Raw genomic sequence first — 17,783 nt, 5'->3', positions numbered from 1 at the left:
CCCGGACAAGGCGTGCATTCGGCCCGGCCGGAGGCGACGCCGGCGTTGGCCCAGGGAGCGTTGAATCCACCATGGCGAATCTGAACGCACGGCTGTCCCGGTTCTCGCTGTACCTGGCATCGTGGGCATTGCTGCTTGCGAGCGTGTTCATCCCGGCCCCGTCCCGTCTCTTCCCGGTGGACGCCACGGGCTTTACCGGCGTCAAGGTTCTTGGCCGGGACCTCCTGGAAGGGGGGGGCGGATCGTCCTGGCGATGGCTCGTCGGCACGGTGGTCCATTGGAGCCGGCCGCTGCCCGGCGCCGAGTTCACCCTCACGTTCGGGCAGGAAGCGATACTGACGCTGGCCTTCTTCGCCAATGTCGCGTTCCTGTTCTGCGGACTGCTGCTCGGTTCACGGCGGGTCTCGCTCGCTTGCAGGATCTTCCTGGTCGCGGCAGTCGTGGTCAGCGCGAGCGTCGCGGTGGTTTTCCCGGTCTTCGCCGGCTTGCCCGCCTACTGGCTTTGGTTCGCGTCGCTTGCCGTGCTGGCATGGGCCTTCATCGCGTTCGAGGGCGTCGGGACGTCACCGAAAGCCGCCGCCGCGAAGCGGGCGGAATCGGACACCGGCGACATGCCGCTGGTGGTGTGGATGTGGCTGGGATTCGTCTGCTTCTGGCTGGCGATCACCTCCCTGGGCGCAACGCGCGTCGGCGAGAAGATGAGTTCGGGCGCGAAGACGGAAATCGCGACCGCAAAGCCGCTTGCGAGCTATGTCACCGATTCGGCCAACCTGGTCTCGCCGGATCAGGCCGCGAAGTGGAGCGCGACGCTCGCCGCATTCGAGAAGGACACGTCCAATCAGATCGCAGTCGCGATCCTTCCGCGCTCGCCGACCGGGTCCATCGAGGATTTCACGATCGACCTCGCGGAGCGGTCGCGGCTGGGCCGCAAGGGCCTGGACAACGGCGCGATCCTCTTCGTGTTCATGCAGGAGCACAGCGCGCGCCTGGAAGTCGGCTACGGGCTCGAGGGCGTGCTGACGGACGCTGCCGCGCACCGCATCCTCGAGCAACGCCTGAAGCCGGCGTTCGCGCGTGGCGAATACGCGGAAGGAATCGATGCGACGCTCGCCGCCGTGCTCGTAACCGTGCAGGACGCCTACAAGCAGGGCCTCGTACCGAGCGAGTTCGCGGTCATGTGGCAGCAGGTTCGCGTGGCCTCGCCCAAGCTCCTGAAGCAGGCTATTCCGGCCTTGACCGGGCTCGGATTCCTGCCACGGCTGTTGAGCGCTTTTTTCGGCGGCGTTTTCGCGACGATTGCCTGCTACGTCCTGCGCGAGGTCGTGCGGACGCTCGTCTACTTCGGGCGCCTCGCGCGCAACACCGTCGCGCCGGCTCCGGGTGGCGCGAAAATAGAGCGCAAGAGCTTCAATGCGATCCTGGAGGACCTCAAGCTGCTGGGGTTCTCATTGGAGGTGGTCGTCGGCGGCGCGGGATTCGCCCTGGCTGCGATCGCCAGTGTTGCGGGCATCATCATCATCGCCGCGGGCGGGGGGTTCGGCGGGGCCGGTGCGATGGTGCGCTGGTAGAGCGCGACCGCTCAGCTCAACTTCACCGCGAACCCGCGCTGCACCCCGGGCCGGGCCATCATCGTTTCATACCAGCGCTTCACGTTCGGGAAATCGGCGAGGTCGACCTTGTGCCGCTCGTGCCGCCACGCCCAGCCCACGATGGCGAAGTCGGCAATCGAAATCGCATCGGCGAAGAACTCTCGCGCGGCGAGTCTCCGGTCCATCACGCCGTAGAGCCGCCGGGTTTCCTTGGAGTAGCGTTCCAGCCCGTAGCGGCGGTCCGCTTCGTTCTGGACGGTGAGAAAATGGTGCACCTGCCCCGGGATCGGCCCGAAGCCCCCGTGCTGGAACATGAGCCACTCGAGAACCGGGATGCGCGCGGCCAGATTCTTCGGCCAGAACTTTCCCGACTTCTCGCCCAGGTAGATGAGGATCGCGCCCGACTCGAAGACGCTCACCGGCTTGCCCTCGGGCCCGTCGGGGTCGACGATGGCGGGGATCTTGCCGTTTGGGCTGATCGCGAGGAAGGCGGGGGCGTGTTGGTCGCCCTTGCGGATGTCGACGATCTTCACCGTGTAGGGAAGCGCCATCTCTTCCAGCGCGACGCTGATCTTGCGGCCGTTCGGCGTGTCGAAGGCGTGCAGTTCGATGGGCATGCGGCGTTCCTGTGTGGTTGTCGATCAGAGGGTCCCGCGCCATGGGGCAGGCGATGGTGCGGGGAGCGTTCGGCAATGTAGCATCCCATTCGAGTTTCCCCGCCGCACAGCGCTTTGTACCGCAGATCGGAGGCCATCATGGAAATGCCCGTCTACAGGTCCGCACTGATCGTCGGCGCCGGCCAGGGGCTGAGTGCATCCCTTGCCCGGCTGTTCGCGAAGGAGGGTCTCGCCGTCTCGGTCGCTGCCCGAAACACCGCCAAGCTCGCGCCGCTGTGCGCCGAAACGGGCGCGCGTCCCTTCGCTTGCGACGCCCAGGACGAGGCGCAGGTCGCGCGCCTGTTCGCCGAGGTCGACCGCGAGCAGGGCGCGCCGGACGTGGTCGTCTACAACGCCAGCGCGCGCAGTCGCGGTCCGTTCGTCGAGCTCGTTCCGGCCGACGTCCAGCGCGCATTGCAGGTCACCGCGTTCGGTGCTTTCCTGGTCGCGCAGCAGGCCGTGGCGCGGATGCTGCCGAAGGGGCGCGGCGCGATCCTCTTCACGGGCGCTTCGGCCAGCATCAAGGGCTACGCGCAGTCGGCGCCGTTTGCGATGGGCAAGTTCGCTCTTCGCGGGCTTGCCCAGAGCCTGGCCCGCGAACTCTCGCCGCAGGGCATTCACGTCGCGCACTTCGTGATCGACGGCGGGATTCGCGGCCCCTCGCACAGCGCCGACCCGGCGAAGCCCGACGCGCTGCTCGATCCGGACGCGATCGCGCTCAACTATCTGAACATCCTTCGCCAGCCGCGCAGCGCCTGGACCTGGGAGGTCGAGCTGCGGCCCTGGGTGGAGCGCTTCTGACATGCCAAGGGCGATGGCGATCCGTCGCCGCCACGCGGTTTCCTGTCGGCCCCCGTCGCGCTAGACTCCTGCGTTCCGCAACCAGATCAGCGACCGGTGAACTCCATGACCCAGACAACCCTGACAGGCGGCTGCCTTTGCGGCGCCGTGAAGTACGAAGTCACCGGGGAGCCCGTGCGCTTCCTGCATTGCCATTGCTCGCGCTGCCGCAAGGCGACGGGAACGGGCCACGCCTCGAACCTCTTCCTCCAGCCCGGCACGCTCAAGTGGCTCGCGGGCGAGGAGCAGGTGCGATCGTTCAAGGTGCCCGAGGCCACGCGGTTCACCAACAGCTTCTGCGCCACGTGCGGCAGCCGTCTGCCGCGCCAGGCGGGCCCCGATATGGTGTTGATCCCGGCCGGCTCCCTCGACGTCGAGCCGCCGATCAAGCCGCAGGCGCGCATCTTCACCGGTTCGCGTGCGAACTGGTCCTGCGAGGGCGACGGGTTGACCGCGTTTCCGGAAATGCCGACGAAATAGGCCTCTACCGGCACGAATTCGTCGGCACCCGCGCAGTTGCGGAAATGAAACAGCCCGGTTCCCCGGGCTGTTTTCCTTTCCGGTTCCCGGAACGCAACGCAGGGCTACGAAACCGGCGCCCTGCCTGCAGCCTTGAGGCCTTTTTCGAGCCCCGCGAAGGAAAGGGTCGGCAAGGTCATCAGCCAGCGGTATCCCTTGGCCACCAGCTCGTCGACATTCTTTGCGTTGGCGTGAGGATGGCCGCAGACCACGTTGTGCGCCTTGCAGATGGCGAGAATCTCGTCGATCGCCGCTGCCACGGTCGGGTGCTCGTACTGCCGCGGAAAGCCGAGATCCTGCGACAGGTCGCCTTCCCCGATCAGGACGTAGCCAATTCCGGGCACCTGTTCGAGTATCTTCGGCAGGTTCTTGATCGCCTTGGCTTCCTCGCACTGGATGCCGACCAGGATTTCGCCCTTGGGATTCAGCGGCCAGACATCGGCGCGGGCGTAATACTCCTGCGCAGTAAGGCCCCAGTACGGCGCCGCATTCTTCGGCGCGTCGCCGCGCTGGCCCGCCGGCTCATACAGCGGCGCCGACGGGGGACGCGGATAGCGGCATGCGGCGACGGCGTTGCGGGCCTCTTCCACGGTGCTGACATGCGGCCAGATGACGCCGTAGACGCCGATATCGAGCACCTGCTTGGCGAGGAACTGGTTCATTTCGCCGCCGTTCGCGGGTATGCGCACCATCGGCGTCACTGCCGGCGCGATGCTGCCCGAGTTCGCGATCTGCCTGCGGTCGAGCATGTACTGCATGCAGTCGCGCAGCAACTGGATGTCGTACGGGTTGTGCTCCATCTCGAACACCACGGCATCGTACGGCGCTGCATTGATCGCCTGCGCCATGCCGACCTCGGGCGGCGAGAAAGTGACAAAAGTGGGCTTGCCCTGCTCGAGCGCCCTGATCGCGCCATTGAGGCGAGGTATTTCAGCCATTGCTTTGCTTCCTTTCCTTCGAGAGTGGCGCTTTCGCGCCGCTGGGAATGCGCGTGAAGAAAGTGATCATCGGGATTGTGCGAGCCAAAGGGACGCGATTGCAATGCCGAAGGTCATTCATGATCGAATCCGCGCCGGGCTCCCGCATCGCGTGACGGGACAATGGCTTGCCCGCAACTCTTGCGGGTCCTATGATGATCCGGATCCGCCGAAGCCACAGAGTGCGGATGGGTTGTTCCGCCGATCGCCGATCGCCGACGGCCGCAGGGCGCCAGACCAGACCCACAGGGAGAAAGCTCCACCATGACTATCAACGGCTTTTACAAGGGCTCGCGTAAGTGCGGCATCGCCTTGCTTTCGGCCCTGCTGGCATTCGCCGTCATCGCGAACGCCCCGGCTTCGGCCCAGGACAAGTACCCGAGCAAGCGCCTCGACTGGACGATCGCCTTCGGGCCGGGCGGAGGCAACGACATCATGTCTCGAACCCTCATCTCCATCATCGAGAAGTACAAGTACTATCCCGACAACATCGTCCCCGAGAACCGTGCCGGGGGAAGCGGGGCGAAGGGCTGGGGCTATGTCTTCAGCCAGACGGGCAACCCGTACCACATCACCTCGACCAGCGGCAGTTTCATCACCACGCCGCTCCAGGCCAATACGCCGTGGCACGCGGCCAGCTTCACGCCGATCGCGCTGCTCGCCTCCGACGACGGGGTGATCCTGGTGAACGGCAAGTCGAAGATCAGGACGTTGCGCGAGTTCATCGACCAATCCAAGGCGAAATCGCCGTCGATCGGCGGCATCGGCACGGTCAATGTCGAGTTCATCGTGCCGAAGCTGCTCTCCGAACGGGCCGGATTCAAGTTCGAGTACGTGGCGTTCAACAAGCAGGGCGAGCTGATCACCGCGCTGCTGTCCGGCGCGATCGAAGCGGCGATGTCGAACCCGGGCGAGGTGCTCGGCCTGCTGCAGTCGGGTGACCTGAGAGCGATCGCCTTCACCGGCAAGAAGACGCCCAAGGTGCTCGGCAACGTTCCGACTTTGGCGGAAGAGGGCTACGACCTGGGCATTTCGATGCCGCGCGGGCTGGTCCTGCCGCCCGGCGTGCCGAAGGAGGCGCAGGCCTGGTGGATCGAAACGGTCAGGAAGATTGTCCAGACGCCGGAATGGAAGGAATACATCGACAAGCAGCTGCTCACCGAGAATGTCCTCTATGGCGAGGACTTCCGCGCCTTCCTGCAGCGGACGCAGGGCACGTTCGCCGATATCCTGAAGAAGTCGGGTGCGATCAAGTAGAGGCTGATTCGAAGTGCAGACCACGAACGGACCCGGCGGCGATTCCGCCGCACCGGCGCAGGGCACGGCGGGCGCGCGTGCGCTGCGCGCGGGATTCCTCCTGGCGGTCCTGTTCCTGGCCGCCTTCTACACGTACATCGCGTTCACCGAACTGAGCTACCTGTCCTCGACCGGGCGGCTCGGGCCGGGATTCCTGCCGCGCATCATCGGCGTGTCGCTCGTCGCGATGTGCGCGCTCAGCCTGTACGCGGACATGAGGCACCTGCCCGACGAGCAGGCCGTGTCGCCCGCCTGGCGCGGCGCCGCCGTGCTTGCGCTGCTCTCCGGCGTGCTCGTCGCGTTGCTCGACCTTCTCGGGGGCCTCGTGTCCATGATGGTCTTCATGGCTGCCGCGCTGTGGATCCTCAACCGCGGGCGCCCCCTGCAGAACGCGCTCATCTCCGTTCTCCTGCCGCTCGGCATCTACGTGGTGTTCGACGTGTGGCTCAGGGCCTCGATGCCGCGCGGCATGCTGCCGCTCCCGTTCTGATGGATATTTTCGCCAACCTGCTGCTCGGGCTGTCGGTCGCCATAACACCGATCAACCTCGCCTTCCTCTTCGCCGGCGTCATGCTCGGCATGATCGTGGGCATCATCCCGGGATTCGGCCCCGCCGCGGGGATCGCGATCCTCCTGCCCATCACCTACGGCATGAATCCGACGGGCGCCGTGATCATGCTCTCGGCGATCTACTACGGGTCGATGTACGGCGGGACGATCACCTCGATCCTGATCAACACGCCGGGGGATTCCGCCACCGTCGCGAGCACCTTCGACGGCTATCCCCTCGCGCAGCAGGGCCGCGCCGGGCCGGCGCTGGTGATGCAGGCGGTCGCGTCGTTCATCGGCGGCACGTTCGGCGTCATCCTGATCACGGTGCTGGCGCCGCTGTTCGCGCTGGTGACGCGCAGCTTCGGCCCGCCGGAGTTCTTTCTCCTCGTCATGATGGGGCTGATGACGCTCATCGTGATGATCGACGGCAACTGGCGCTATGGCGTGATCTCGGCGTTGATCGGCTTTGCGCTCGGCACGGTCGGGGTCGACCTCGAGACGGGCCAGACGCGCTTCACGTTCCGGTCCGCGGAGATGATCGGCGGCATCGACTTCATCCCGATCGCCATCGGCCTGTTCGGCCTCGGCGAACTCTACTACGCCTTCTACCAGGGGCTGCATCTCTCGGGGGCCGGGGGCATCGTCCAGTACCAGAAGGAGAAGCGCTTCTGGCCGGAGTGGCGCGATTACGCCGAGACCAAGTTCACCGTGATCCGCGGCTCGGTACTGGGCTTCGTCATCGGCGTCATCCCGGGCGCAGGCGCCACCATCGCCTCGCTCATGTCGTACTCGCTCGAGAAGGCCGTCTCCCGGACGCCGGAGAAATTCGGCAAGGGCGCGATGGCGGGTCTGGTGGGCCCGGAGGCGGCCAACAACGCGGCCTCGTCGGGCGCGATGGTGCCTCTGCTCTCCCTCGGCCTGCCCGGTTCGGCCTCGACGGCCGTGCTGCTCGCCGCCTTCCTCATGTGGGGGCTCACGCCGGGGCCGCTGCTCATGACGCAGAAGCCCGAATTCGCCTGGGGCCTCATCGCCAGCATGTACCTCGGCAACATGGCGCTGCTCGCGCTCAACATCTTCGCCATCCCGCTGTTCGTGCAGATGATCAAGGTCCCCTACCGGATCCTCGCGCCCGCCGTGATTCTCATCTGCACCCTCGGCACCTACAGCGTGAACGGCAGCATGATCGAGACGTGGCTGATGTTCGCCGCCGGCCTCTTCGGGTTCTTCATGAAGCTCTATGGCTACTCGCCCGCGGCGCTCGTTCTCGCGCTCGTCCTCGGGCCGCTGGCGGAGCAGTCACTGCGCCAGACGCTCACCATCTCGCGCGGGTCGTTCGGAATCTTCCTCGATCGGCCGATGTCGCTGGGGATCCTGTGCGTTACCGTCACCATCCTGGTCGGGGGGCTGCTGCTGCACCGCAGGCGGCAGGAGGAAGAATAGGAACGAGGCGCGGCCGCCCTCGGCATTCCGGCCGGTCACTTCCGCCTGGCCCCGAAGAAAGCGAACCCGATCCCGACCGGCAACATCGCCAGCGCGGAGATCGTGAGCGTCCAGTCGGTGCCGATTCCTTCCGCGAGCCGGCCTGCCAGCGCGACGCCCACCGACTGCCCGAGGAAGAAGAGCGACGCGAAGAGCGCCACGGCCGCGCCCCGCCGCGTGGACGCCATCTGGGTGGCGTTGGTCTGCAGCGTGTTGTGCAGCATGTAGAAGCCGAGCCCCGTACCGAAGCATGTCACCGGCGCCGCGGAAAGCGAGGGAGCCCACGCGATGCCGAGAACCGAGACGGCGATGACGACGGTGCCCAGCGCAGCCAGGCGCGCTTCGCCGAGAACCGGGACGATGTGGCGCGCGAAGTACGCGAAGACCACGCCGCCCGCGCTCACGGCGAAGAACATGGCGCCGGCCACGGGCATGGAGGCACCGCGCGCCTGGTGAAGGTGGGTGGCCACGAAGGCGAGCCCGCCCATCAGCACGACTCCTTCGAGGAAGACGGTGATCACGATCCGCGCAACACCCGGCGTGCGCAGCACTTCCAGGAGGTTCGCGACCAGGTTGCCGGGCGCCTCGTGCGCGCCCGACGGTTGCCGCCACGCCGCGCGGCCGAGGATCGCGCCCACGACGAGGAACCACGCCGCCAGCGCCGCGAAGGGCCACTGCCAGTAGCCGCTTTCCGCGGCGAAGCCCCCGAGGGCCGCGCCGGCCGAGAGCCCGATGATCTGTCCGAGGAGGAAGCGCGCCAGCACGCCCTGGCGCGTCTCGTAGGGCGTGGTATCGCCAACCCAGGCCATCGAGAGCGGAATGACGCACGCGCAGCTCGCCCCCGTCGCGGCGCGCGCGAGGAGGAGGGTGGCGTAGGTGGGCGCGGCCGCGCAGGCGAGGCTCGCGACCGCCGCCGCGCCGCAAGCCGCCGCGATGACGCGCAGCTTTCCGTGCCGGTCGCCCAGCGGCCCCATCACGAGTTGCAGCAGCCCGTACAGGATGGCAAACACCGTGACTGCGTTCGAGGCCGAGGCGAGACCGATGCCGTACTCGGTGGATACGCGCACGAGCAAGGCGTCCATCACGCGCATCGAGGCCGCGCTCGCGAAGGCGGCGAGGGAGAGAAGGACGATGGTCCTGTTCGGGGAGGCGGGCGGGGACATGAGGCGGCGGACTGGTTCCGCCGCCATCATAGCGGCCCTCGTCACGGCGCAGTTCGCGGCGCCGTCCCGTGCCGCGACCAGCCGACCTTCCACCGACCGGCGCCGAACTCGGGGTCCCGGCGGATGGCGGCTCGTCGGACAGGGGCTTGTTCCCGGACGGGCGATGGGCGAATCTGCGTTCATGCCTCGAAAGCCGCCTCCCGCGCCGATCCCGCAGTCCCGCCTCGAGCGCATGGCCCGGATCGGCTTGGCGGCGGGGGAACTCGCCATGGGCGCCGCTGCCGAGGGAATTCGCCGTCTCGCCCGCGGGGAGGCGGCCGAGTTCGGCGCCGCGCTCCTGTCCGCTCCCAACGCAAAGCGTCTGGCCGCGCGCCTCGCGCGCCTGCGTGGCGCGGCCATGAAAATCGGCCAGCTCGTTTCCCTGCAGGGCGAGGACGTCCTGCCGCCCGAGTTTGCCCGGGCGCTCTCGGTTCTGCGGTCCCAAGCCGTGCCCATGCCGCCGCAGCAAGTGCGCCGCGTGCTCGGACGCGAGTACGGCAAGGGCTGGGAGAAGCGGTTCGCGCAATTCGACTGGGAGCCCATCGCCGCCGCTTCGATCGGGCAGGTGCATCGCGCAATCGCGTCGAACGGCCGCGACCTCGCCCTCAAGATCCAGTACCCGGGGGTGGCCCGCTCGATCGCGAGCGACGTGGACAACGTCGCGGTGCTGCTGCGGCTCTTCAACCTGCTGCCGCTGGGCATCGACGTGGCGGGCATGGCGGCCGAGGCCAAACGCCAGCTCGCGCAGGAGGCCGACTACGAGAGCGAGGGCCGCTTCCTCGAGCGCTATGCGAAGCTCGTCGCCGACGAGCCGGGATTGCTGGTGCCGTGCGTGCACTGGGACCTCACCACGCCGCGCGTCATGGCCATGGATTTCATGGAGGGCGAGCCGCTCGAGTCATTGGCCACAGCCTCCCAGTTGAAACGCGACGCGGTGGGCACGCTGCTCGAGCGCCTGCTCTTCCGCGAGCTCTTCGAGTTCCGGGTCATGCAGACGGACCCCAATTTTGCCAACTACCTGTGGCAGCCGGAGAGCGGACGGATCGTTTTGCTCGACTTCGGCGCCACGATGCGCTTTCCCGGGGAGTTCGTGACGAAGTACGCGCGTATGACGCGGGCGGTGATAGCGGGCGAGCGCGAGGCCGTGGCGCAGGGGGCCATCAGTATCGGCTACGCGGCTCCCGGGGATTCTCCCGAGCGGCTCAAGGCCGTGACGGACGTGATCTTCCTCGTCTGCGAGCCCCTTCGGCACCGCGGCCGCTATGATTTTCCGGCCTCGGGCCTGCCCGCGAGAGTCCGGGATCTCGGCTACGACCTCGCCTTCCGGCAGGGCCTCGTACGCGCGCCGCCGCCGGAGACGATTTTCCTGCACCGCAAGCTGGTGGGGAGTTTCCTGCTGCTGGCACGCATCGGTGCACGTGTGGATGCGCGGTCGCTCGTGCTGGAAGTCCTCGGGGAGCGCTAGCGTCGGCCGTTCCCGGAAATCGCCGCCGACGAGGGCGGCGTGCCTCCGCATGGCTTTCGGCCGGTGCCGCCTTTGCCTCGACGGCCACGGCCGGCTCCTCCCGGTGACTCAGCCGCCGCTCAGCGCCTGGAAGATGATCAACTCGTCCGATTCCACGAGCGACGCCTCGAGCGTTCGGGCCTCGTCCTTGTTCACCCAGATGCGGATGTGGCGCCGGATCGCGTCCTGTTCGTCGATCATGCGGAAGCGGATGCCCGGGAAGCGCGCGTCGAGATCCCGGAGCGCCTCGGCAACCGTGGCGCCCGTGGCCTCGACTTCGCCGCGATCACCCGTGTAGGAGCGAAGCGGGGTGGGGATGAAGACTCTCACCGGAGCACTTCGGCCGCCTCGACGGCGTAGATTTCGGGCAAGTGGCGGGCGACGCACGTCCACTTTTCACCTTCGTTGCGTGTCGCCCACAGTTCGCCGCCGGTCGTGCCGAAATAGACGCCGACCGGTTCGTGGGCATCGGCGCTCATCGCCTGGCGCTTCACCGTGAACCAGCCCTGACTCTTCGGCAGCCCCGCATCCTGGCGCTTCCAGCGCCTGCCCGCATCGCGTGACATGTAGGCTGCCGGCTTGCCCCCGGGGCTGGTCCGCGGCCACACGGTGCCGCCGTCCATCGGAAACACCCACAGCGTCGCCGGATCGCGCGGATGCAGCACCAGGGGAAATCCGATGTCGCCGATCCTCTTCGGCATGTTGTCGCCGATGCGTTGCCACTCCACACCGGGCCGCTCGATGCGGTAGATTCCGCAGTGGTTCTGCTGGTAGAGCACGTCGGGGGCCGCGGGATGCAGGCGCACGCAATGCGCGTCCTGGCCGTACTCGGGGTACTTGTCCGGCATGAAATCGGCAAGGACGCCCGCGTTCAACGGCCGCCAGCTTCCGCCGCGGTCCCTGCTCTCGAACACGCCGCCGCTCGACATCGCGATGTAGAGGTGCCGCGGGTCGCGCGGATCGACGTTGATCGAGTGCAGCTTCGGGCCGTCGGGCGTGCCGTCCTTCTCGCCACCGGTCCAGCGCTCGATCATCGGATGGTCGTTGAACCCCGTCACGGGTGACCAGCTCTCGCCGTCGTCCTCGGTTCGGAAGAGGCCCTGCGGTGAGGTTCCCGCGTACCAGACGCCGGGCTCGCCAGCGTACCCGGGAGTGAGCCAGAACGTGTGACCGACGGTGCGGGCCGTCTGCCCCGTGGCGGCCTTGGGAAACGCCGGAGGCCGGGTCGCCTCGTTCCAGCTCCTGCCGAGATCCGTGGAGCGAAAAATGGTCGGCCCCAGGTGCCCGGTGCTCGTGGCGGCGAGCAGCGTGCGCCTGCCCCTCGCGTTCGGCCGGGTATCGAGCACCATGTGATGGACGATGTGTCCGAAGAACATCGGCCCTGCGACGCGCCAGGCTCGCCGCGCCTTGTCCGATCGAAAGATGAAGGCCCCCTTGCGTGTCGCGACCAGCAGGGCGACGCAGCCGGTGGCCGGCCCGAGTGAACGGGACGGCGGGGTCCTGTCGACATTCATGGACTCATTCCTCGAAATCCGAAGCTGGTGATGTTACGCCTGCCGTTACGTCCCTGGCGGAAGGGCGGCAGGCGTGGCGTTGCCCGGTCATGCAGCGTGAATATTCGGCATTGCGAAGGCCGCATACGCCTCGGACGGCCGTGTTGCCGATCGGTAGTCTTGGTTCCGTACCGTCGCGTGATCGAGTGCTTCCACCCGGCGGTTCAAGCCCGAATACAACGCAACCATAACGAGGAGGCATCATGTCCAGGAATGATCACAGGTCGGTCGTTCAGGCTCAAGGCGAGATTTCCGATGAGCAGCTCGATTCCGTGTCCGGCGGACAACAAGTGGTGAAGCTCGAGAAGATAACGGTCACCGCCAAGCGCGAGCCGCCGACGCAGGTGGTCAAGCTGGACAAGGTGGTCGTCACCGCGAAGCGCGAACCGCCACTCGACGGAACGCAGATCGCCTCGACCAACGGCAAGTCGAAGACGAACTAGGGTTCCCCGTCCCGTCCCGTCCCGTCCCGCCCCGCCCCGTCGGGGCGGCGCGCATTCTCATGCGCGCACGCGCCGGGTGCTTCTGCATGGGCGAGCGCGGCGATCCTCGCCGCGGCCTGAAGCAGGCTGGTGAAAGTGCTATCGTGAATGACCTGCCCGGCCGGCAGTTCGACGCCGTCATGATGATGGACTGCAGCCAGTGCCCGATCCTCTTCATGTCGTGGGCGACACCTGCACTGCGGGTCTGGATCCCGAGCTCGCCGCGTGTCTTCGAGGCGTTGCCTGGGAGACAGTGCAGGAGTACTACGGCAAGTAGGCGTTTCGCATCATCCGACAGGAGAGATCCATGAGTGCCGCCAACGCTTCCCCCTTTGTCCGCATCGGCGCCTGCGCGGCCCTGGCCGTGGCCATGGCCGCCATCCCCTCGTACGCGCGGCAGGCCGCGGTGCCCGCGCAGACCGTTCGCGTCCCCGGCCTGACGGCGCCCGCTGAGATCCGGATCGACCGGTGGGGCGTGCCGCACATCTACGCGAAGAGCGAGGCGGACGCCTTCTTCGCGCAGGGCTTCAACGCGGCGCGCGACCGGCTCTTCCAGATCGACCTGTGGCGGCGCCGCGGCCTGGGGCAGCTCTCGGAGGTCTTCGGCCCCGATTTCGTGGAGCAGGACCGGGCCGCGCGCCTCTTCCTCTACCGTTCCGACATGGATCGCGAGTGGCGGATCTACAGCTCGAACAACTCCCTCGATGCGCAGCCGCCCACGCAGCGCTTCGTCGAGGGCATCAACGCCTACATCGACTGGCTGAAGGCCAATCCGGCGGGCCTGCCGTGGGAGATGAAGTTCCTGGGCTACCTGCCCGCGAAGTGGGCGGCCGAGGACGTGATCCGCATCCGCTCCCACGGACTCACGCGCAACCTCCGGTCGGAGGTCGCGCGGGCGAACACGCTCTGCAAGGCGAAGGACGTGGATGCGGACCAGGTGCGATTCGGTCTCACCAACGACTGGAAGGCGCAGGTTCCGGAAGGGCTCGATCCGTGCCTGCCCGCCGACATCCTCAAGGTGTTCCAGCTTGCCACGCAGGGCGTGCGCGTGACGAAGCCCGCGGCGAAGACCGGGGTGGCTTCCGTGGTGCCCGAGCCGATCCGGCTCGCCGCGCTCGAGGAGGAGCCTCCCGAAGGCAGCAACAGCTGGGTGGTCGCACCCTCGAAGTCCGCGACCGGGCGCGCCATCATGGCCAATGACCCGCACCGCGCCTATTCCGCTCCCAGCCTGCGCTACCTCGTGCACGTGTCCGCGCCCGGCCTCGACGTGATCGGCGCGGGAGAGCCATCGCTTCCCGGCATCTCGCTCGGCCACAACGGGACCATCGCCTTCGGGCTCACCATCTTCAACATCGACCAGGAAGACCTGTACGTCTACGAGCTCAATCCCGCCGACGCAAGGCAGTACAAATACAACGGCAGCTGGGAATCCTTCAAGGCGCTGAAGGAATCCATCGCGGTGAAGGGCGGCGCGGCGAGGGAGGTCGAGCTCCTCTTCACCCCCCACGGGCCGGTGATCTACGTGGATGCCGCCCGGAATCGCGCGTACGCGGTTCGTTCCGCGTGGCTCCAGCCGGGCATGAGCCCCTATTTCGGCTCCCTCGAGTACATGCGCGCCAGGGACTTCAAGGCATTCGAGAAGGCGCTCGTGAACTGGGGCGCGCCGACCGAGAACCAGGTGTACGCCGACGTGAAGGGCAACATCGGGTGGAAGCCCGCCGGCCTCGCGCTGATTCGCCCCAACTGGGACGGGCTGCTGCCGGTGCCCGGCGACGGCCGATACGAGTGGGCCGGCGCCTTGCGCGGCAATGACCTTCCCGTGACGTACAACCCGCCGCAGGGCTTCATCGCCACGGCCAACGCCTACAACATTCCCGAGGGCTATCCGGCGAAGGAGCGCAAGCTCGGCTTCGAATGGACCAACCCGTCACGCTACCAGCGCGTGAATGAAGTGCTGGGAGCTCTCCCGAAGGTCTCGATCGAGGACTCGGAGAGGCTCCAGAACGACATCCTCTCGATCCCGGCGCGGCGCCTCGTGGCGCTCCTCGCACCGCTTTCTTCGACCGACGAGAAGACCGGTCGGGCGCTCGCCTTCCTCAAGGGGTGGGACGCAAGGCAGGCCGCGGATTCCCCCCAGGCCGCTCTCGAGGAAGTCTGGCAGCTTCGCCACCTGCGCAAGGGATTCCGCGATGCGGTGCTCAAGCCCGAGGCCGCGGCCGCGATACCCACCACGGACATGAACGTGATGCTCCTTGCCCTCGAGAAGCCGGATGCCTGGTTTGGCGAGAACGCGGCGGCGAAGCGCGACAGGCTGCTGCTCGACACGCTCAAGCCGGCCTGGGAGGAGATGGTAAAGCTGCAGGGGCCGGAACCGTCTCTGTGGCAGTGGGGCAAGTTCCACTTCAACCTGAACGAGCATCCCTTCGCCCCGGCGGTGGACGACGCGATGCGCGTGCGCATCAACGTGGGCCCGTTCGCCAAGGGCGGAAGCGAGTTCACGCCAAGCCAGTCCCTGCCGCGCGTGACGGACTTCCGGCAGATGAACGGTCCATCCGTGCGTCTTGTTGTCGACGTGGGCAATTGGGACAACTCGCGCGCGGTGAACCATCCCGGCCAGTCGGGCGACCCCGATAGTCCGCACTACCGCGACCTTGCCCCGCTGTGGCGCGAAGGCCGCTATTTCCCCCTGGTCTACACGCGCAAGGCCGTGGAGGCGGCGACGGAGAAGGTGATCCTCCTCGTGCCGGCGAAATAGCGTGCCCGGCCGGAGTGACTTCCGGCAAGGGCGAGCGGCTCGTATTACGGCTGAAATCCGGGGGATGGGCGGTTTGTGCCGTAGCACACAGCCCCATTTCGGCCCGCGTGAGGAAATGGCCTCGCAGATTCACCACGAGAGGCCGACATGAACAACGCACGCATCGAACGGATGATCCGGGAAGTGAAAGCCGAACCGGCCGAGCAGTTCTTCTTCGACTTCTTCAGCCTGGTCGAGAACCTCTGGGCCAAGGCCCAGGCAGCCCGTCCCGAGGTGAAGCTCTCCCTGCAGTAACCGCGGGACCCGCACGACGCTCTGCCCGATCGACGGCTGCAGGGCTCCCCGACGGACACTTCGTTTACCATTGCCTGCAGCGCTCGGCGCTGGCCATCGGTAAAGGAGTCAAGCCGTGAAAACCGTCTCCCGACGTGAAGCACTGGGCGTCCTCGGCGCCGCTGCCCTTGGCGTCGCCTTCCCGTTTCCCGCCGGCGCGCAGTCCTCGCGCCTTCGGTCCTGGCCCCTCAAGACTCCCCGCCGCACCGGCATCCACGACCTGGCGCCCGCCCCTGACGGAGGCGTCTGGTTCACAGCCCAGTCGAGCGGCCATCTGGGCCACTTCGATCCCGCGAAGGGCACGACCGAACTCATCGACCTCGCGGGCAATTCCTCCCCGCACGGCGTCATCCAGGGCCCCGACAAGGCGGCCTGGATCACCGACGGCGGCCAGCAGGCCATCGTGCGCGTCGGCTGGCCCGATCGCGAGATCCGCCGGTTTGCGCTACCCGAAGGCACTCCCTACGCCAACCTGAACACCTGCGCCTTCGATGGCGGCGGCGATCTCTGGTTCACGGGGCAGAGCGGCGTGTACGGCAAGGTCGCGGTCAAGTCCGGGAGGGTCGACGTGTGGAGCGCGCCCAGGGGCCGTGGTCCCTACGGCATCTGCAGCACACCGTCGGGCGAAGTCTGGTACTGCTCGCTGGCCGGCTCGTACATCGCGCGCATCGACCGGAAGACGGGCGACTCGATCGTGGTCGAGCCTCCCACGAAGGACCAGGGCGCGCGCCGCGTCTGGAGCGACAGCAGGGGCCGCATCTGGGTGAGCGAATGGGTCAGTGGCAATCTCTCGATGCACGACCCGGCCACGAAGCTCTGGCGCACCTGGAAGGTCCCCGGCGACAACCCGCACAACTATGCCGTGTACGTGGACGGGCGCGACATCGTGTGGATGGCGGAGTGGACGAACAATGCCGTCTTCAGCTTCGACTCCGCCACGGAGAAGTTCGAGCGCTACGCCATGCCGCGTCCCGGCGCCAACATCCGCCAGATCCTCGGCCGCAAGGGGGAAGTGTGGTTGCCGGAGAGCGGCACCGAATTCATCTCGGTCATCCGTACGGCGTGAGCCCGGGCACGGCCTCGTGAACCTGCGCCAGATCGAGGCTTTCAAGGCGGTGATCGAAACGGGCACGGTCACGAAGGCCGCGGCCCGCCTGAGCATCTCGCAGCCCGCGGTGAGCAAGCTCCTGCAGCTTTTCGAGCGCGGCGCGGGGATGGTCCTTTTCGCCCGCGACCGGGGGCGGCTTTCCCCGACGCCCGAGGCGCGCCTCCTGTACGAGGAGGTCGAGCGGGTGTTCCAGGGTGCCGAGCGCATACGCGTGGCTGCCGAGGAGATCCGCTCGCTGCAACGCGGCTCCCTCGCCATCGGTGCCATGCCGGCCCTCTCGGTGGGATTCATCCAGGAAGTGCTGGCGAAATTGCGCGTGAAGCAGCCGGGAGTCTCCGTGATGCTCCACGCGCGTGAGACGCCGAAACTTGTCGAGCAGCTCGTCACGCACCAGATCGAGCTGCTCTGCTCCGTGCTGCCCATGGAACACCCCGAGATCCGCACCGAATTGCTGTGTCACGTGCCGCTCGTTTGCATCCTGCCGTTGGGGCACCGGCTGGCGTCGCGCCGCGTGATCCGCTGCCGGGACCTGGCAGGCGAGCGATTCGCCTCCTTCCGCCACGATTCCCTGATCAGGCGCCGAATCGACCAGGCCTTCGACGACGCGAAGGTGGCCCGCACCATTGCGCTCGAGGCGCCGATGGCCCCGAGCATCTGTGCCTATGTGGCGCGCGGGCTGGGCGTGTCCATCGTCAACCCGCTCTATGTCGGGGCCTTCGCGCCCGCGCTGCTGGTGCGGCCTTTCCTGCCGCGCGTCGAGTCCGGGGTCTTCATGGCCATGCCTCGCGGTCGCCGTCTTTCCGCTCTCGGGGAGGCATTCGCCGACATCGCGCGGGCCGTCGCGAAAGAGATGATGGCCCGCGACGGAACCATAACCTTCCGTTATGGTTAGAGAAATAATTGACCTTTGACGCGTAGGACTTAGGTCCATATCCTTC

The 17,783-nt window shown here is 67.2% G+C and carries 17 protein-coding genes; 12 read left to right on the top strand and 5 right to left on the bottom strand.

The features are described from left to right. Nucleotides 1-71 precede the first annotated feature (71 nt). On the top strand, nucleotides 72-1,568 hold the full coding sequence (locus IPP91_06290; protein MBL0141673.1) for a TPM domain-containing protein: 1,497 nt from the start codon (nucleotides 72-74) through the stop codon (nucleotides 1,566-1,568). Nucleotides 1,569-1,579: 11 nt separating this feature from the next. On the opposite strand, the gene IPP91_06285 is transcribed toward IPP91_06290, so the two are convergent. Further along, nucleotides 1,580-2,206: a glutathione S-transferase gene (locus tag IPP91_06285; GenBank protein ID MBL0141672.1), complete on the bottom strand. Its 627-nt coding sequence runs from the start codon at nucleotides 2,204-2,206 to the stop codon at nucleotides 1,580-1,582. Between the two features lie 138 nt (nucleotides 2,207-2,344). Here IPP91_06285 and IPP91_06280 point away from each other — a divergent pair, with 138 nt between their 5' ends. Beyond that, entirely contained in the window at nucleotides 2,345-3,046 is a 702-nt protein-coding gene (locus IPP91_06280) for an SDR family NAD(P)-dependent oxidoreductase (protein MBL0141671.1), read from the top strand. 105 nt (nucleotides 3,047-3,151) lie between these two features. Next, nucleotides 3,152-3,565, top strand: a complete 414-nt coding sequence (locus IPP91_06275) for a GFA family protein (protein ID MBL0141670.1) — start codon at nucleotides 3,152-3,154, stop codon at nucleotides 3,563-3,565. 104 nt (nucleotides 3,566-3,669) lie between these two features. Here the strand turns inward: IPP91_06275 and IPP91_06270 are convergent, their stop codons facing one another. Continuing rightward, a complete protein-coding gene (locus IPP91_06270) occupies nucleotides 3,670-4,542 on the bottom strand; it encodes an aldolase (protein MBL0141669.1) in 873 nt (290 codons plus the stop codon). Between the two features lie 303 nt (nucleotides 4,543-4,845). Between IPP91_06270 and IPP91_06265 the strand changes: the two genes are divergently transcribed. From IPP91_06265 to IPP91_06255, 3 genes are read left to right on the top strand one after another with little or no spacing between them, the layout of a single operon-like run. Continuing rightward, nucleotides 4,846-5,838, top strand: coding sequence for a tripartite tricarboxylate transporter substrate binding protein (locus IPP91_06265; protein ID MBL0141668.1), 993 nt, complete (start codon nucleotides 4,846-4,848; stop codon nucleotides 5,836-5,838). Between the two features lie 13 nt (nucleotides 5,839-5,851). Further along, complete coding sequence (locus IPP91_06260; GenBank protein MBL0141667.1) at nucleotides 5,852-6,367, top strand: tripartite tricarboxylate transporter TctB family protein; 516 nt, start codon at nucleotides 5,852-5,854, stop codon at nucleotides 6,365-6,367. Continuing rightward, nucleotides 6,367-7,869 (top strand): tripartite tricarboxylate transporter permease, encoded by a 1,503-nt coding sequence (locus IPP91_06255; protein ID MBL0141666.1) that lies wholly within the window; start codon nucleotides 6,367-6,369, stop codon nucleotides 7,867-7,869. Before IPP91_06260 ends, IPP91_06255 begins: the two co-directional genes overlap by 1 nt. 35 nt (nucleotides 7,870-7,904) lie before the next feature. On the opposite strand, the gene IPP91_06250 is transcribed toward IPP91_06255, so the two are convergent. Then, a complete protein-coding gene (locus IPP91_06250; protein ID MBL0141665.1) occupies nucleotides 7,905-9,071 on the bottom strand; it encodes an MFS transporter in 1,167 nt (388 codons plus the stop codon). Nucleotides 9,072-9,252: 181 nt separating this feature from the next. On the opposite strand from IPP91_06250, the gene IPP91_06245 reads away from it, so the two are divergent. After that, nucleotides 9,253-10,575: an AarF/ABC1/UbiB kinase family protein gene (locus IPP91_06245; GenBank protein MBL0141664.1), complete on the top strand. Its 1,323-nt coding sequence runs from the start codon at nucleotides 9,253-9,255 to the stop codon at nucleotides 10,573-10,575. A 108-nt stretch (nucleotides 10,576-10,683) separates the two neighbouring features. Here IPP91_06245 and IPP91_06240 read toward each other — a convergent pair whose 3' ends face one another. Further along, entirely contained in the window at nucleotides 10,684-10,944 is a 261-nt protein-coding gene (locus IPP91_06240) for a MoaD/ThiS family protein (GenBank protein MBL0141663.1), read from the bottom strand. Next, nucleotides 10,941-12,128 (bottom strand): glycosyl hydrolase, encoded by a 1,188-nt coding sequence (locus IPP91_06235; GenBank protein MBL0141662.1) that lies wholly within the window; start codon nucleotides 12,126-12,128, stop codon nucleotides 10,941-10,943. Before IPP91_06235 ends, IPP91_06240 begins: the two co-directional genes overlap by 4 nt. A gap of 242 nt (nucleotides 12,129-12,370) precedes the next feature. Here IPP91_06235 and IPP91_06230 point away from each other — a divergent pair, with 242 nt between their 5' ends. The 5 genes from IPP91_06230 to IPP91_06210 all read left to right on the top strand — a co-directional run bounded on the left by IPP91_06230 (nucleotide 12,371) and on the right by IPP91_06210 (nucleotide 17,737). Continuing rightward, nucleotides 12,371-12,610 (top strand): hypothetical protein, encoded by a 240-nt coding sequence (locus IPP91_06230; protein ID MBL0141661.1) that lies wholly within the window; start codon nucleotides 12,371-12,373, stop codon nucleotides 12,608-12,610. A gap of 409 nt (nucleotides 12,611-13,019) precedes the next feature. Continuing rightward, complete coding sequence (locus tag IPP91_06225) at nucleotides 13,020-15,404, top strand: penicillin acylase family protein (protein ID MBL0141660.1); 2,385 nt, start codon at nucleotides 13,020-13,022, stop codon at nucleotides 15,402-15,404. A 147-nt stretch (nucleotides 15,405-15,551) separates the two neighbouring features. After that, a complete protein-coding gene (locus IPP91_06220) occupies nucleotides 15,552-15,698 on the top strand; it encodes a hypothetical protein (protein MBL0141659.1) in 147 nt (48 codons plus the stop codon). 115 nt (nucleotides 15,699-15,813) lie between these two features. Then, nucleotides 15,814-16,803: a lyase gene (locus tag IPP91_06215; protein ID MBL0141658.1), complete on the top strand. Its 990-nt coding sequence runs from the start codon at nucleotides 15,814-15,816 to the stop codon at nucleotides 16,801-16,803. Nucleotides 16,804-16,819: 16 nt separating this feature from the next. After that, on the top strand, nucleotides 16,820-17,737 hold the full coding sequence (locus IPP91_06210) for a LysR family transcriptional regulator (GenBank protein MBL0141657.1): 918 nt from the start codon (nucleotides 16,820-16,822) through the stop codon (nucleotides 17,735-17,737). The last annotated feature ends 46 nt before the right edge of the window (nucleotides 17,738-17,783 follow it).

The sequence above is a fragment of the Betaproteobacteria bacterium genome, assembly GCA_016720855.1.
In the GTDB taxonomy this organism is placed as follows: Bacteria; Pseudomonadota; Gammaproteobacteria; order Burkholderiales; family Usitatibacteraceae; genus FEB-7.
The sequence above is the reverse complement of the archived record's forward strand: the minus strand, read 5'-3'. Positions and strand labels throughout refer to the sequence as shown.

What these genes read in the sequence shown, in the direction of transcription:
- IPP91_06235 (MBL0141662.1), bottom strand. Translation starts at nt 12,128, where the DNA reads ATGAATGTCGACAGGACCCCGCCGTCCCGTTCACTCGGGCCGGCCACC.
- IPP91_06285 (MBL0141672.1), bottom strand. Translation starts at nt 2,206, where the DNA reads ATGCCCATCGAACTGCACGCCTTCGACACGCCGAACGGCCGCAAGATC.
- IPP91_06255 (MBL0141666.1), top strand. Translation starts at nt 6,367, where the DNA reads ATGGATATTTTCGCCAACCTGCTGCTCGGGCTGTCGGTCGCCATAACA.
- IPP91_06290 (MBL0141673.1), top strand. Translation starts at nt 72, where the DNA reads ATGGCGAATCTGAACGCACGGCTGTCCCGGTTCTCGCTGTACCTGGCA.
- IPP91_06225 (MBL0141660.1), top strand. Translation starts at nt 13,020, where the DNA reads ATGGCCGCCATCCCCTCGTACGCGCGGCAGGCCGCGGTGCCCGCGCAG.
- IPP91_06275 (MBL0141670.1), top strand. Translation starts at nt 3,152, where the DNA reads ATGACCCAGACAACCCTGACAGGCGGCTGCCTTTGCGGCGCCGTGAAG.
- IPP91_06245 (MBL0141664.1), top strand. Translation starts at nt 9,253, where the DNA reads ATGCCTCGAAAGCCGCCTCCCGCGCCGATCCCGCAGTCCCGCCTCGAG.
- IPP91_06265 (MBL0141668.1), top strand. Translation starts at nt 4,846, where the DNA reads ATGACTATCAACGGCTTTTACAAGGGCTCGCGTAAGTGCGGCATCGCC.
- IPP91_06220 (MBL0141659.1), top strand. Translation starts at nt 15,552, where the DNA reads ATGAACAACGCACGCATCGAACGGATGATCCGGGAAGTGAAAGCCGAA.
- IPP91_06250 (MBL0141665.1), bottom strand. Translation starts at nt 9,071, where the DNA reads ATGTCCCCGCCCGCCTCCCCGAACAGGACCATCGTCCTTCTCTCCCTC.
- IPP91_06230 (MBL0141661.1), top strand. Translation starts at nt 12,371, where the DNA reads ATGTCCAGGAATGATCACAGGTCGGTCGTTCAGGCTCAAGGCGAGATT.
- IPP91_06270 (MBL0141669.1), bottom strand. Translation starts at nt 4,542, where the DNA reads ATGGCTGAAATACCTCGCCTCAATGGCGCGATCAGGGCGCTCGAGCAG.
- IPP91_06280 (MBL0141671.1), top strand. Translation starts at nt 2,345, where the DNA reads ATGGAAATGCCCGTCTACAGGTCCGCACTGATCGTCGGCGCCGGCCAG.